10 protein-coding genes are annotated in these 14551 nt (G+C 69.2%); 6 read left to right on the top strand and 4 right to left on the bottom strand.

Annotated features, from left to right (window positions below):
* Positions 1–7: 7 nt before the first annotated feature.
* From AC1G9L_RS05290 to AC1G9L_RS05280, 3 genes are read right to left on the bottom strand one after another with little or no spacing between them, the layout of a single operon-like run.
* The gene (locus tag AC1G9L_RS05290; RefSeq protein WP_481070422.1) at positions 8–1090 is read right to left on the bottom strand and encodes an ABC transporter substrate-binding protein; all 1083 of its coding nucleotides are present in this window, start codon (positions 1088–1090) and stop codon (positions 8–10) included.
* Positions 1087–2475: a sensor histidine kinase N-terminal domain-containing protein gene (locus tag AC1G9L_RS05285; RefSeq protein WP_481070421.1), complete on the bottom strand. Its 1389-nt coding sequence runs from the start codon at positions 2473–2475 to the stop codon at positions 1087–1089. The genes AC1G9L_RS05290 and AC1G9L_RS05285 overlap by 4 nt, the downstream gene beginning before the upstream one ends.
* Positions 2468–3172 carry a response regulator gene (locus AC1G9L_RS05280; RefSeq protein WP_019802381.1) on the bottom strand — a complete coding sequence of 235 codons (705 nt, stop codon included), beginning with the start codon at positions 3170–3172 and terminating at the stop codon, positions 2468–2470. The genes AC1G9L_RS05285 and AC1G9L_RS05280 overlap by 8 nt, the downstream gene beginning before the upstream one ends.
* A 222-nt stretch (positions 3173–3394) precedes the next feature.
* On the opposite strand from AC1G9L_RS05280, the gene AC1G9L_RS05275 reads away from it, so the two are divergent.
* From AC1G9L_RS05275 to AC1G9L_RS05260, 4 genes are all read left to right on the top strand, one after another.
* Positions 3395–4585: a porin gene (locus AC1G9L_RS05275; protein WP_019802382.1), complete on the top strand. Its 1191-nt coding sequence runs from the start codon at positions 3395–3397 to the stop codon at positions 4583–4585.
* A gap of 131 nt (positions 4586–4716) precedes the next feature.
* Entirely contained in the window at positions 4717–6042 is a 1326-nt protein-coding gene (locus AC1G9L_RS05270) for a CitMHS family transporter (RefSeq protein ID WP_019802383.1), read from the top strand.
* A 107-nt stretch (positions 6043–6149) separates the two neighbouring features.
* Positions 6150–6890 carry an acetoacetyl-CoA reductase gene (gene phbB / locus AC1G9L_RS05265; RefSeq protein ID WP_010344527.1) on the top strand — a complete coding sequence of 247 codons (741 nt, stop codon included), beginning with the start codon at positions 6150–6152 and terminating at the stop codon, positions 6888–6890.
* Between the two features lie 76 nt (positions 6891–6966).
* Positions 6967–7998, top strand: coding sequence for a substrate-binding domain-containing protein (locus AC1G9L_RS05260; RefSeq protein ID WP_019802384.1), 1032 nt, complete (start codon positions 6967–6969; stop codon positions 7996–7998).
* Positions 7999–8071: 73 nt separating this feature from the next.
* On the opposite strand, the gene AC1G9L_RS05255 is transcribed toward AC1G9L_RS05260, so the two are convergent.
* Entirely contained in the window at positions 8072–9487 is a 1416-nt protein-coding gene (locus AC1G9L_RS05255; protein WP_481071020.1) for an MFS transporter, read from the bottom strand.
* Positions 9488–9786: 299 nt separating this feature from the next.
* Here AC1G9L_RS05255 and AC1G9L_RS05250 point away from each other — a divergent pair, with 299 nt between their 5' ends.
* Both AC1G9L_RS05250 and AC1G9L_RS05245 read left to right on the top strand, forming a co-directional pair.
* A complete protein-coding gene (locus AC1G9L_RS05250; protein WP_019802386.1) occupies positions 9787–12246 on the top strand; it encodes a TonB-dependent receptor domain-containing protein in 2460 nt (819 codons plus the stop codon).
* Positions 12247–12293: 47 nt separating this feature from the next.
* Positions 12294–14213, top strand: coding sequence for an alpha-amylase family glycosyl hydrolase (locus AC1G9L_RS05245; RefSeq protein WP_019802387.1), 1920 nt, complete (start codon positions 12294–12296; stop codon positions 14211–14213).
* The last annotated feature ends 338 nt before the right edge of the window (positions 14214–14551 follow it).

Here is a 14551-nt window from a genome sequence, read left to right as displayed (position 1 = left end):
CCGCGGCTCAGCGCGGCGGCGCCTGCTGCATGCTGCTGCGCCAGGCGTCCAGGAACTGCCGCCGCTTCAGCGCATCCAGGTACACCAGCAGGCCCGGCCCCAGCGCGATCGGGCGGAACGCCGCGGCCGCCGCCGGCCCGCCCTGCGCCGCCGTGCCCGGCTGCGGCAGGATCGGCTGCAGCCGCGCCTCGCGCGACAACACCTGCTGTCCGCGCGGCGACAGCAGGTAATCGAGGAAACGCCGCGCTTCGGCCGCATGTGGACTGTCGCGCGGGATCACCGCGGTGCGCAGCGCGACCAGGGTGTAGTCCTCCGGCTGCACGATCGCCAGCGGCGCGCCGGCGTCGATACGCGCCTGCGCGTACGAACCCAGCACGTTGTAGGCCAGCAGCAGCTCGCCACGCGCGACCCTGTCCAGCAGCACGCCGGTGCGCTCTTCCAGCACCACGTGGTTGTCGCCCATCGCCGCCAGCAGCGCCCCGGCCATGCTGCCGAGCTGGCTGTCCTGGGTCGCGAACAGATAGCCGACGCCGCTGCGTTCGACGTCGTAGGTGCCGATGCGCCCGCGCAGCGGCGATGCGGGCGCGCGCAGCAGTTCCAGCAGCCGGCGGCGGGTCCGCGGCACCTGCGCGGCCGGCAGCCGCGCGGTGTTGTAGACGATCGCCACCGGCTCGTAGCTGATGCCGAACACTTCGTGCCGCCATTGCGCCCAGGCCGGCAGCGCCTCGGTCTGCGGCGAGCGGTGCGCCAGCGCGTGGCCGTCGTTCACCAGCTTGGTCTGCAGGTCCATGCTGGCGCTGATCAGCAGATCGGCGCAGCGCGGACCCGGGCCCGGATGCAGGTAGCGCCGGTAGATATCGCCGGCGATCACGTCCTGGTACACCACCTCGGTGTGCGGATGCAGGCGTTGGTAGTCGCCGATCACCGCGGCGAACACCTCGATGTCGGTCGAGCCCTGGATGCACAGGTGCGCGGTGGCCGCACCCTGCGCCGGGAAGCGACGCACATCGCCGGGCGCGGCCAGCGCGGCATTGGCAAGCAGCACGGTCAGCAGCAGCGGCAGACGGCGCAGCAGTGCGGGCAGGCTCATGGATGCAACCTCGGCAGGTGCAGGCTGGCGATCAGGCCGCCGCCCACGCGGTTGGACAGATCGATGCGCCCGCCATGCGCTTCGACCACGCGCTTGACGATCGCCAGGCCGAGCCCGGCGCCGCCGGCGGCCGCACCCTCGCCGCGCACGAAGCGCTCGAACACGCGCTCGGCCTCGGCCGCGGCGATGCCCGGGCCGTGGTCGGCCACGGTCACCACGCAGTCGCGCGCGCTACAGGTCAGCGCCACCTGCAGCGCGCCATCGCCGCCATACTTGCAGGCGTTGTCGATCAGGTTCTTGATCGCCTCGCGCAACAGCAGCGCATCGCCGCGCACCAATGCCGGCTCGCTGGCGACGGCCAGTTGCACGCGCGGCCGCGGCGCGGCCTGCGGCACGGCCTCGTGCAGCGCCTGGTGCAGCACCTCGGCCAGGTCGACGCTGGCGTAGCGCTGCAGGTTGGAGCGGTGGATCACGCTGGCGTCGCTGAGCAACTGGTTGAGCAGGCGGCTCATGTGCGTGGCGTTGCGCTCGATCGCCTCCAGGCTGCGGCGCATCTCCTGCGGGTCGTCTTCGTCCAGCGCCAGTTGCGCCTGCGCGCGCAGCGCCGCCAGCGGCGTGCGCATCTGGTGCGCGGCCTCGGCCATGAACGCACGCAGGGTCTCGTTGCTGCCGGCCAGACGCGCCATGAAGCGGTTCAACGCCGCCACCATCTGCTGCATTTCCTGCGGCGCCGTCGCAGCCACCGGCTTGAGTTCGGACGGTTCGCGCCGCGACAGCTCGTGCTCCAGCGTGCGCAACGGCCGCAAGGCGCGCGACACGCCCAGCCACACCAGCGCCAAGGCCAGCAGCGACAGCAGCGCGATCGCGACCAGCGCGTGCAGCACCACGTCCTGCGCCAGCGCCTCGCGCGCGCGCCGGGTCTGCCCCACCTGCACCCACACCTGGTCCTGCGCCGCCGCCGAGGACACCCGCCGCGACACCACCGCAAAGCGCACCGGCTCGCCGCTGTAGACCGCATCGAACAAGCGCGGCGGCGCGCTGGCGCGCGGCAGCGACGGCGCCGCCGGCAGGTCGTCGTAGCCGGTGATGGTGCGCCCGCGCGCATCGAACACGCGGTAGAACACCCGGTCCTCCGGCGCCATCGCCAGCAGGTCCAGCGCCGCGTACGGCAGGTCCACCTGCCACTGGCCGCCGGCCAGCGCCACCGAGTCGACGATGGACAGCGCCGAGGACACCAGCAGGTGGTCGTAGGAACGGTTGGCGGCGCGCTGGCCGTAGTCGCGCGCGACGAAGAACAGCGCCACCGCACCGAGCAGCGACAGCGCGCCCAGGTAGCGCAGCAGCGTGCGCCGGATCGACGGCGCTGGCGGCGCGGCCTCAGCCATCGGCGTCCGCTGCCGCCGGATCCGGCGGCGTCGCCGCCGCCTCCAGCTTGTAGCCGACGCCGCGCACGGTGACGATGCGCAACGGCGCGGCGGCCAGCTTCTTGCGCAGGCGCCCGACGTACAGCTCGATCGCGTTCGGCCCCGCCTCGTCGTCGAAGCCGAACAGGCCGTTGCCGATCTCGTCCTTGCCGACGACCTGGCCGAGCCGACCGATCAGGATCTCCAGCAGGCGGTACTCGCGGTTGGGCAACTCGATCGGCGTGCCGTCCAGGCTGACGCTGTGCGCGGCGTTGTCGAAGGCGAAACCGCCGAGCTGCACCACCTCGCTGGCCTGGCCGCGGTTGCGCCGCAGCAACACCCGGCAGCGCGCCTCGAACTCGCGGAAATCGAACGGCTTGCCCAGGTAATCGTCGGCGCCCACGTCCAGCGCCTGTACCCGGTCCTCGATGCCGTCGCGCGCGGTCAGCATCAGCACCGGCGTGGTGTCGCCGCGCTCGCGCAGCCCGGCCAGCACGCGCAGCCCGTCCAGCCCCGGCAGGCCGATATCCAGCACCACCAGATCGAAGCGCTGGTAGCGCAGCACCCCGGCCGCACTCAAGCCATCGCGCTGCCAATCCACCGCATGCCCGCTGCGGCGCATGCGCCGCACGATCGCATCGGCGAGATCGGCATTGTCTTCTACCAGGAGCAGGCGCATTGGAGGCCGGGAATGGTGAATCGGGAACGGGGAATGGAAACAGCAACGGCAGAAGCCTAGCGCATCCGGGAACGTGCTTTTTCGATTCCCCATTCTCGATTCCCGATTCCCCACTGCCGACAGGTCGTTGACAGCTACGCCCGACTAGGCTGCGTCCATGCCGGTCCGCGGCCGTTGCTGGCGGACCGATCCAATCGCTGCGACACGCACCTGGGAGGGGACGTGGAACTGAAGACTCTGACATTGGGCAGCGCCTGCGCGTTGCTGTGCCTGGCCGGATCGGCGCGCGCCGCCAGCGACGACGACGGCCCGGTGACCGCCGAGCTCGGTGGGCGCCTGCATTGGGATTTCGCCCACTTCGACAACGACAATCGCGGCACGCCCAATCCCGACGACACCGAGATCCGCCGGCTGTGGCTGGACGTGTCCGGCAAGTTCTTCGGCTTCGGCTACAAGGTCGAAGGCGATTTCGCCGGGCTGCAGGACGACTTCAACGGCAAGGGCATCGAGGCCAAGGACGTCTACATCACCCGTAAATTCGATGCCGGCACCCTCACCGTGGGCCAGTTCAAGCAGTACTTCACCCTCGACGACCGCACCGGCTCCAACTTCGGCCAGTTCCTGGAGCGCAGCGGCGCGGCCAGCACGCTGGCGCCGCTGTACCGCAAGGCGGTGTCGTGGCAGGCCGCGGGCACCGACTACACCTGGGCCGCCAGCGTCTACAGCCTGCAGAGCATCGACGTCTCCAACACCCGCGGCCACGCGTTCGGCGGCCGCGGCACCTGGGCGCCGGGTGCGCGCGACGGCGACGTGCTGCACCTGGGCCTGTCGCTGGCGCACGAGCACTACGACCATCCCGGCGCCGGCGGCGCGCCGGCGCTGAGCATCCGCCCGCGCCCGGCCGGGCATCTGTCCGACGACAGCCGCGTCACCCTGGCGCGCTTCGCCGACGGTCGCGATACCGACGTGGACAAGTGGTCGCTGGAATACGCGCAGGTGCGCGGGCCGTTGTCGTGGCAGGGCGAGTTCAGCGGCGGACTGTTCGACGACGGCGCACAGCGTGCCGACGTGATGGCGGCCTATGGCTTCGTCAGCTGGTTCGCCACCGGCGAATCGCGCCGCTACGACAGCAAGACCGGCCGCTTCACCCGCATCAAGCAGGTCAACCACACATATGGCGCCTTCGAACTGGCATTGCGCTACGACCGCATGTGGGGCGAGCAGCACCGCGACGGGCAAGCCGACCTGCTCGACGCGTCCACCGCGTCGTGGACGCTGGCCGGCAACTGGTACATCAAGCCGAACCTGCGGCTGATGCTCGACCTGATCGACAGCCGCAACCGCGATCACCTGGCCGGGACCACGCTCGACCATACCCGCGCGATTACCGGTCGTTTCCAGTACGACTTTTGAGTGCCGGGATTGGGGAATGGGGATTCGGGATTCGCAACGGCGGGATCGCGCGATGTGATGTCTGGTCGGCCTCTTTTCGGATCCCCGATGCGGGTTCCATCTTCTTTCATGCACTGCCCTGAGGAACTTCCATGCTGACCGCGCTCGGTTTCGGAATGGTCATTACCTTCATGTACCTGATCATGAGCAAGCGGCTGTCGCCGCTGGTCGCGCTGATCATCGTCCCGATCGTGTTCGCACTGGCCGGCGGCTTCGGCACCGGCATCAACGAGATGATGCTGGAGGGGATCAAGAAGATCGCGCCCACCGGCGTCATGCTGATGTTCGCGATCCTGTACTTCGGGGTGATGATCGACGCCGGCCTGTTCGATCCGCTGGTCCGGCGCATCCTGCGCCTGGTCAAGGGCGACCCGATGAAGATCGTGGTCGGCACCGCGGTGCTGGCGCTGCTGATCTCGCTCGACGGCGACGGCTCCACCACCTACATGATCACCGTTTCGGCGATGCTGCCGCTGTACCGGCGGCTGGGCATGAACGCGCTGAACATGACCTGCGTGACCATTCTCGCCGGCGGCGTGATGAACCTGACGCCGTGGGGCGGCCCCACCGCGCGCGCCGCCACCGCCCTGCACGTGGATCCGGCCGACGTGTTCGTGCCGCTGGTGCCGGCGATGGCGCTGGCGATCGCCGGCATCCTGGTGCTGGCCTGGTACCTGGGCATGAAGGAGCGGCGCCGCCTCGGCGTGGTGACGCTGCCGGGCGATGCCTGGATGGACGGCAGCGTGGCCGACGACGGCGAGGCGCTGCCCACGGTGGAGGACGCCGAGGACATCAAGCGGCCGCGGCTGCTGTGGGTGAACCTGGTGCTGACCCTGGCGCTGATGGCCGCGCTGGTGATCGGCGTGCTGCCGATGCCGGTGCTGTTCATGATCGGCTTCGCGCTGGCGCTGCTGATCAACTACCCGAACCTGGCCGAGCAGCGCCGCCGCCTGGTCAACCATGCCGGCAACGTGCTGTCGGTGGTGTCGCTGATCTTCGCCGCCGGCGTGTTCACCGGCATCCTCTCCAACACCGGCATGGTCGAGGCGATGTCGCGCAGCTTCCTGGCGGTGATCCCCGACGCCTGGGGCCCGTACCTGGCGGTGATCACCGCACTGGCGAGCATGCCCTTCACCTTTTTCATGTCCAACGACGCCTTCTACTTCGGCGTGCTGCCGATCCTGTCCGACGCCGCCAGCCACTACGGCATCACCCCGGTAGAAATGGCCCGCGCCTCGCTGGCCGGGCAACCGGTGCACCTGCTCAGCCCACTGGTGCCGTCCACCTACCTGCTGGTCGGCCTGGCCAAGGTCGACTTCGCCGACCACCAGCGCTTCACCCTGAAATGGGCGGTGCTGGTGTCGTTGGTGTTGATGGGTGGCAGCTTGTTGTTCGCACTGTATCCGTTGGCCGCTTGAGCGCTGCCGGGAATGGGGAATCGAGAATCGGGAATCGCAAGAGCGGCCCCGCTTCCCACCATTCCCGATTCCCCACTCCCCATTCCCAACTCCGAAGGAGTTAAGCCATGACCCTCCGCATCGCCTACGTCACCAGCGGCATGGGCAGCATCGGTACCGCGATCTGCCAGAAGCTGGCGCGCAACGGCCATACCGTGGTCGCCGGCTGCGGGCCGGACTCGCCGCGCAAGTCGGCGTGGCTGCGCGAGCAGCGCGAGCTCGGCTTCGACTTCATCGCCTCCGAGGGCAACGCCACCGACTGGGATTCGACGGTGGCCGCGTTCGCCAAGGTCAAGGCCGAGGTCGGCGAGATCGACGTGCTGGTCAACAACGCCGGCGGCAGCCGCGACATGCTGTTCCGGCAGATGGGCCGCGAGGACTGGCAGGCGGTGATCGCCAGCAACCTGCATGCGCTGTTCAACATCACCAAGCAGGTGGTGGACGGCATGACCGCGCGTGGCTGGGGCCGCATCGTCAACATCGGTGCGGTCAGCGCGCAGAAGGGCCAGATCGGGCAGATCAACTACGCCACGGCCAAGGCGGCGATGCAGGGCTTCAGCCGCGCGCTGGCGCAGGAAGTGGCCTCGCGCGGGGTCACCGTCAATACCGTCTCGCCCGGCTACATCGCCAGCGCGGCAATCAGCGGCTTCCCGCCGGACGTGCTCGACCGCCTGGCCAGCTCGGTGCCGCTGCGCCGGCTCGGCAAACCCGAGGAAGTGGCCGCGCTGTGCGCCTGGCTGGCCTCAGACGAGGCCGCCTACGTCACCGGCGCCGACTACGCGGTCAACGGCGGCCTGCACATGGCCTAGCCATGCGCAGCGCAGCGCCGCGACGCGCGCCTGGCATACACTGACGGTTCCGCTTCGTCCGTCGCGCCCGCTCCGCATGTCCGACAAACCCGAACCCGGCGCGCCCGCCGCGCGCCTGCAGATGGCCGACATCGCGCGCATGGCCGGCGTCTCCGAATCCACTGTCTCGCGCGCGCTGGCCGACAATCCCGTGGTCGCCGAACGCACCCGCGCCTACATCAAGCAGCTCGCCCGCGACGCCGGCTACCGGGTCGATCCGGTGGCGCGCAGCCTGCGCTCGCGCCGCTCCAACATCGTCTGCGTGGCGGTGCCGCTGATGCACGCGCACGAGCAGCCGCTGTCGGACCCGTTCATGATGACCATGCTGGCGCTGCTGGCCGACGCGCTGACCGCGCGCGGCTACAGCATGCTGCTGTCCAAGCTGGACCAGCACCAGGACCACTGGGTCGAGGACCTGGCGCGCAACAGCCGCGCCGACGGCGTCATCATGCTCGGCCAGAGCCACGAGCACGCCGCGCTCGACGCCGCCGCGCGCGGTGGCCTGCCGATGCTGGTGTGGGGCAGCCGCATCGACGGCCAGGCCTATGCCAGCGTGGGCAGCGACAACCTGCGCGGCGGCGAACTGGCCACCGCGCACCTGATCGAGCATGGCCGCCGGCGTATCGCCTTCCTCGGCGACGAGCAGTTGCCGGAGGTGGCGCCGCGCTTCGCCGGTTACCGGCGCATGCTCGACGCGCACGGCCTGGCGTTCGACCCGCGGCTGCACGCGCGCAGCCACTTCCTCAGCGAGGACGCCTACCGCCTGACCCGCGCGATGCTGAAGAAGACCGACCCGCCGGATGCGGTGTTCGCCGCCTCCGACGTGATCGCCCTGGGCGCGATCCGCGCCCTGATCGAAGCCGGCCACCGCGTGCCGCAGGACATCGCCCTGGTCGGCTTCGACGACATCCCCCTGGCCGCCTACAGCCAGCCGCCCTTGACCACCGTGCGCCAGGACCTGGCCCAGGCCGCCACCCTGCTGGTGGACGGCGTACTGAACCTGATCGCCGGCACGCCGGTGGACTCGGTGGAGATGCCGGTGAGTCTGGTGGTGCGGGAGTCGGCTTGAAGGCTGGGAATGGGGAATCGGGAATGGGGAATCGGAAAAGCGTTGGTCGCGCGCTGACGCTGAGTCAGCTGGCCTAGGGCTCTACATTCGAATTAGGGAGTTGGGGAGATCGGTCAGCACGCGGAGTTTCAGCGCACGATGCCGCGCTTTTCCGATTCCCCATTCCCGATTCCCCATTCCCGGTTCCCCATTCCCGACGCTTCACCAACAACATCGCCACCGCCGCCGCCAGCATCAGCGCGCCGGCCAGGCGGATCACGTTGCGCGGATCGCCCTGCAGCAGGCTGTCGTAGTACAGCGGCAGGGTCACGATCTGGATCAGCATCGGCAGCACGATGAACAGGTTGAACAGGCCCATGTACACGCCGGTGCGTTCGGGCGGGATGCTGTTGGCCAGCATCAGGTAGGGATTGCCCATCATGCTGGCCCAGGCCAGGCCGATGCCGACCATCGGCAGCAGCAACAGCCAGCGGTCGTGGATCGACGGCAGCACGCACATGCCGATGCCGGCGGCGACCAGGCAGGCCGCGTGGGTGGCCTTGGGGCCGACGCGGCGCGCCACCGGCACCATCGCGAACGCGGCCAGGAAGGCGACGAAGTTGTAGAAGCCGCCGATCTGCCCGTTGACCAGGCCGGCCTCGCGGAAGCCATGCGAATCGGCCGCGGTGGTGCCGAACAGCGTGGTCGACAGCGACAGCACGATGTACTGCCAGTAGCAGAACATCGCATACCACTGGAACAGCATCACCGGCGCCATCTGCCGCATCGTCGGCGGCATCTGCCGCACCGCGTCGACGATCTCGCGCAGCGTCGCCAGCGGCCCGACCGCAGCGCTGCGCAGGCGCTGCAGCTGCGCCGCCGGCAGCACCGGCTCGCGCACGCTGCGCGCGGTGAGCAGGATCGAGGCGGCGGAGAAGCCCGCACCGATCGCGAACGCAGCGATGGTGACGTAGGGAATGTGGTGGGCGTTGGCCGCGTCCTGGTTCATGCCCAGCCACACCAGCAACGGCGGGGTGACGTAGGCCAGGGTCTGGCCGAGGCCGGTGAACGCGCTCTGGGTCAGGTAACCCAGCGGCCGCTGCGGCGGCGCCAGCACGTCGCTGACCAGCGCGCGGTACGGCTCCATCGCCACGTTGTTGGCCGCATCCAGCATCCACAGCAGCGCCACCGCCATCCACAGCGCCACACTGAAGGGCATGGTCAGCAGGCACAGGCTGCAGACCAGCGCGCCCACCACCATGTACGGCATGCGTCGGCCCCAGCGGGTCACGGTACGGTCGCTGAGCACGCCGACCACCGGTTGCAGCACCAGCCCGGTGATCGGGCCGGCCAGCCACAGGTAGGGCAGGTTGGCGTGGTCGGCACCCAGGTAGTTGTAGATCGGGCTCATGTTGCTCTGCTGCAGCCCGAAGCTGTACTGCACGCCGAAGAAACCGGCGTTGAGCGCCAGCACGCGCGAGAGCGGAAGCAGGGGACGATCGGAACGCATGAGCATCGGCATCGGCCTGGGCGGGTCGGGCACGCGGGAGGCGTGCCGCAGCGGCGGAGCGGAGTGTCGCCGTGCTTGCAATCGTTTGTAACGCTGCGCTGCACCATGCAGAATGCTTCGATCTCCCAACGATAAGGTTGGCGTAAGCGCCCCTGGTGGATTTGCTGCACTGCAAATTGCAATCGATTGCGGACAGCCGTATCTGTACGCCGCCGCACCCACCGACCGCGCCGCGCCCTGCCCGTTCCGGCAGCGGCGCGCCGCCACCCACTGCACCACTCGCTTCGGGAGAGACAGCGATGCACCACCCTTCGATCCGCCTGCAGACCCTGGCCCTGGCCGTCGCCGCGGCGCTGTCCGCCCCGGCCGCACTTGCGCAACAGGCCACGCCCGCCGCTGCCGACACCCCGGCGGCGCAGGGCGACGTGATCAGCCTGGACTCGGTGTTCGTCACCGGCACCGCCACGCCCAAGAGCAAGCTCAAGTCCAGCGTCTCGGTCAGCACCGTCGGCGCCGAGGCGATCGAACAGTCGGCACCGCGCAGCACCGCCGAGATCTTCCGCAACATTCCCGGCATCCGCTCCGAATCCAGCGGCGGCGAAGGCAACGCCAACATCGCCGTGCGCGGCCTGCCGGTCGCCTCCGGCGGCGCCAAGTTCCTGCAGTTGCAGGAAGACGGCCTGCCGGTACTGGAATTCGGCGACATCGCCTTCGGCAATGCCGACATCTTCCTGCGCGCCGACTACAGCCTGGAGCGCATCGAGGCGATCCGCGGCGGCTCGGCGTCCACCTTCGCCAGCAACTCGCCCGGCGGCATCATCAATTTCATCAGCAAGACCGGCGACACCGCCGGTGGCAGCGTCGGCCTCACCCGCGGCCTGGGCGGCTACGACAACAGCCGCCTGGACTTCGACTACGGCGCACCGTTCGCCGAGCACTGGCAGTTCAACGTCGGCGGTTTCTACCGGCGCGGCGATGGCGTGCGCGATGCCGGCTACACCACCGACAAGGGCGGCCAGCTCAAGGCCAACCTGACCCGGCTGTTCGACAACGGTTACGTGCGCGTCTACGCCAAGTACCTCAACGACCGCGCCGCCGGCTACCTGCCGGTGCCCACGCGGGTCAGCGGCAGCGACGGGTCGCCGCACTTCGGCAGCATCGACGGTTTCGATCCCGGCACCGACACGCTGTACAGCCCGTACTTTCGCAGCAGTGCCTCCCTCGATGGCGGCAACAAGCCCTCGCGCGTGGAACTGGGCGACGGCATGCATCCGCTGTCGCGCGCGTTCGGCGCCGAGGCGCAGTTCGACATCGGCGGCGGCTGGACCCTGACCGACAAGTTCCGCATCGCCGATACCTCCGGCCGCTTCGTCGCGCCGTTCCCCGCGCAGGTCGCCGATGCCGGCGCACTGGCGGCGAGCATCGGCGGCGCCGGTGCCGGCCTGCGCTACGTCGACGGCCCGAACGCCGGCCAGGCCTACACCGGGCTGGCGCTGCGCACGCATCTGTTCAACGTGCACCTCAACGACCTGGGCAACGCGGTCAACGACCTCAGCCTGGCGCGCGACTTCGGCAGCGGCGACGGCGGCAATCTCAACCTCAAGGCCGGCTGGTACACCTCGCGGCAGACCATCGACGTGGACTGGACCTGGAACTCCTACGTGCAGTCGCTGGGCCACCGTGCGCGGCTGCTGGACGTGGTCGCCGCCGACGGCAGCCTGCGCTCGCAGGACGGCCTGTACGCCTACGGCGTGCCGTACTGGGGGCTGGACAACACCCGCCACTACGACGTGCGCTACGACATCAACGCTCCTTACCTGGCGCTGAGCTGGGACCAGGGCCCGCTGAGCGTGGACGGCAGCCTGCGCTACGACATGGGCCGCGCGCGCGGCAACACCGCCGGCGGCGTGCTGGCCAGCAATGTCGACGTGAACGGCGACGGCGTGATCGAGGCGCCGGAGCAAAGCGTGGCGACCATCGACTACGCCAACCCCAAGCCGGTGCGCTACGACTGGAACTACCTGTCGTATTCGTTCGGCGGCAACTACATGCTCAACGACGACCTGGCCGCGTTCGCGCGCTACAGCCGCGGCGCGCGCGCCAACGCCGACCGCCTGCTGTTCGGCGTGGTCCGCGACGACGGCTCGGTGTCCTCCAACGAGGCGGTCAACGTGGTCAAGCAGCTTGAGGGCGGCCTGAAGTGGCGCAGCGGCGGGCTGAGCCTGTTCGCCACCGCCTTCGCCGCGCGCACCCAGGAACAGAACTACGAAGCCACCACCCAGCGCTTCTTCGACCGCACCTACAAGGCGCACGGCCTGGAACTGGAAGCCGCTTACCGCACTGGCGGCTTCAGCCTCAACGGCGGCCTGACCTGGACCGACGCCACCATCGACAAGGACCAGATCACCCCGGCCAACGCCGGCAACACCCCGCGTCGGCAGGCGCGCTTTGTCTGGCAGCTGACGCCGAGCTACCGCGGCGAGCGCTACCAGGTCGGGGTCAATGCGATCGGCACCAGCTCGGCCTACACCCAGGACAGCAACCAACTGAAGATGCCGGGCTACACCCAGGTCAACCTGTTCGGCGATTACCGCATCACCGATGCGCTGACCGTCTCGCTCAACGTCAACAACCTGTTCAACACCTTCGGCCTGACCGAAGCGGAGGAAGCGTCGATCGCCGACGCGGCTTCCGGTGTGATCCGTGCGCGCTCGATCCCGGGCCGCACGTCCAGCATCAGCTTGCGCTACGACTTCTGACGAGGACCGCACACCCGCGCCCCGCCCGGGGCGCGGCCAAGCCCCCCATGACCGCACCCGCTCCTTCCGCACTGTCCGCGCTCGCCCACACCCTGTGGCAGGCGCATCTGCAACCGGACGCCGCCGACGCAGTGCTGCCACGCCTGCAACGCCACGGCGAACGCCTGCTCGCCCCATTGCATGCGCTGTACGGCGCGCATCCGGCGTTCGCGCAATGGTTGCCGCAGTGGCTGACGCAACTGGCGGCCACCGCCAATGCGCGGCCGCCGGCGCTGCGCCAGCTCGATGCCGAGCGCGCGCCCGACTGGTTCGCCACCCCGGCGATGCTCGGCTATAGCGCCTATGTCGACCGCTTCGCCGGCACCTTGCATGGCGTCGGCGAACGCGTGCCCTACCTGCAGGAACTGGGCGTACGCTACCTGCACCTGCTGCCGTTCCTGCGCGCGCGCGCCGGCGACAACGACGGCGGCTTCGCGGTCAGCGACTACGGCCAGGTCGAGCCGCGGCTGGGCGACACCGCCGATCTGGCGGCACTGACCGCACGCCTGCGCGCGGCCGGCATCAGCCTGTGCGCCGATTTCGTGCTCAACCACACCGCCGACGATCACCCGTGGGCGCTGGCGGCCAAGCGCGGCGATGCGCGGCATCTGGACTACTACCACCACTTCTCCGACCGCAGCGCGCCGGACGCCTACGAGCGCACCCTGGGCCAGGTGTTCCCGCACACCGCCCCGGGCAACTTCACCTGGGTGCAGGACGCCGATGCCTGGCTGTGGACCACGTTCTACCCCTACCAATGGGATCTGGACTGGAGCAACCCCGCAGTGTTCGGCGAAATGGCGCTGGCACTGCTGCACCTGGCCAACCTGGGCGTGGAGGTGTTTCGCCTGGATTCCACCGCCTACCTGTGGAAGCGCCCGGGCACCGACTGCATGAACCAGCCGGAGGCGCACACGATCCTGCAGGCGCTGCGCGCACTCACCGACATCCTGGCGCCAGCGGTGCTGCTGAAGGCCGAGGCGATCGTGCCGATGGCGCAGTTGCCGCCGTATTTCGGCGAAGGCGCCGCGCGCGGCCACGAATGCCACCTGGCCTACCACAGCACGCTGATGGCAGCCGGCTGGGTGGCACTGGCCGAGCAGCGCGGCGACATCGTGCAGGCGGCGATCGCACACACGCCGGCGCTGCCGCCAGCCTGCGGCTGGCTCAGCTACGTGCGCTGCCACGACGACATCGGCTGGAACGTGCTGCAGCGCGAAGCCGCCGGTGGCGATGGCGTCGCGCCGTTCGCGCTGGCGCGCATCGCCCAGTTCTACGCCGGCCGCACCGCGGACAGCTACGCGCGCGGCGAAGCCTTCCAGAGCAGTGGCGATGGCGTGCACGGCAGCAACGGCATGAGCGCGGCGCTGGTCGGCATCGCCGCGGCGCTGGCCGCCAGCGACAGCGACGCGCTGGAACTGGGCGTGCGCCGCCTGCTGCTGCTGTACGCGGTGGCGCTGGCGATGCCGGGCATCCCACTGCTGTACATGGGCGACGAACTGGCGCTGGGCAACGACGAGGACTATCGCCACGACCCGCTACGCCAGCACGAAGGTCGTTGGCTGCACCGTCCGGTCATGGACTGGACACGCGCGGCGCAACGCCACGACCCCGACAGCCTGCCCGGCCAGGTCTACACCCGTCTGCGCGGATTGATCGCCGCGCGTACTGGAACCGTTGCACTGGCCGCCGACCAGCCACTGCGCGCGGTACCACTGGGCAATCCCGCCCTGCTCGGGCTGGCGCGCGGCGAGGCGTTCGTGGCGGTGTACAACTTCAGTGCGGAGCCGGTTGCGGTGGAGGTCGCCGATGCGCTTGGAGCAGGCGACTGGCAAGCCATTGCCGATGGCGGCAATGATCCGGCAACGCTGGTGCACTGGGATGGCATCCTGCCGGCGTACGGCCTGCGTTGGTGGCGGCGCGGCTGAGCCACGGTCTTTCAGAAATCGGGCCAGATCGTCCGATGAGCCCATACTCAAGGTAGAGTGAGGGGGCAGGTGCTTGAAATTGCAAATTTCAGCTGCAATGCTGGGTCTTAATCAAGCCGAGTATCGGCACTGCTTGTCAAGGACTGGTGGCAGATATGAAAATCCAAGCATTGGAGGCTTATCTACGATATCCGATTGTTCGCAATCTTTCACGGGTCTTACACAGATGCGGCCCGGCGCCGCTGCAAGAACAAATTCCATCGAAGCGCAAAGTGCTTCGTCGGTATCGCAAGACAACACATTCGGGGCCGCATTGAGTCAGCGCCCAATTAAGCAAG

This window comes from Xanthomonas sp. NCPPB 1132 (assembly GCF_056629235.1).
This window is presented reverse-complemented; position numbering and strand designations above follow the sequence as displayed.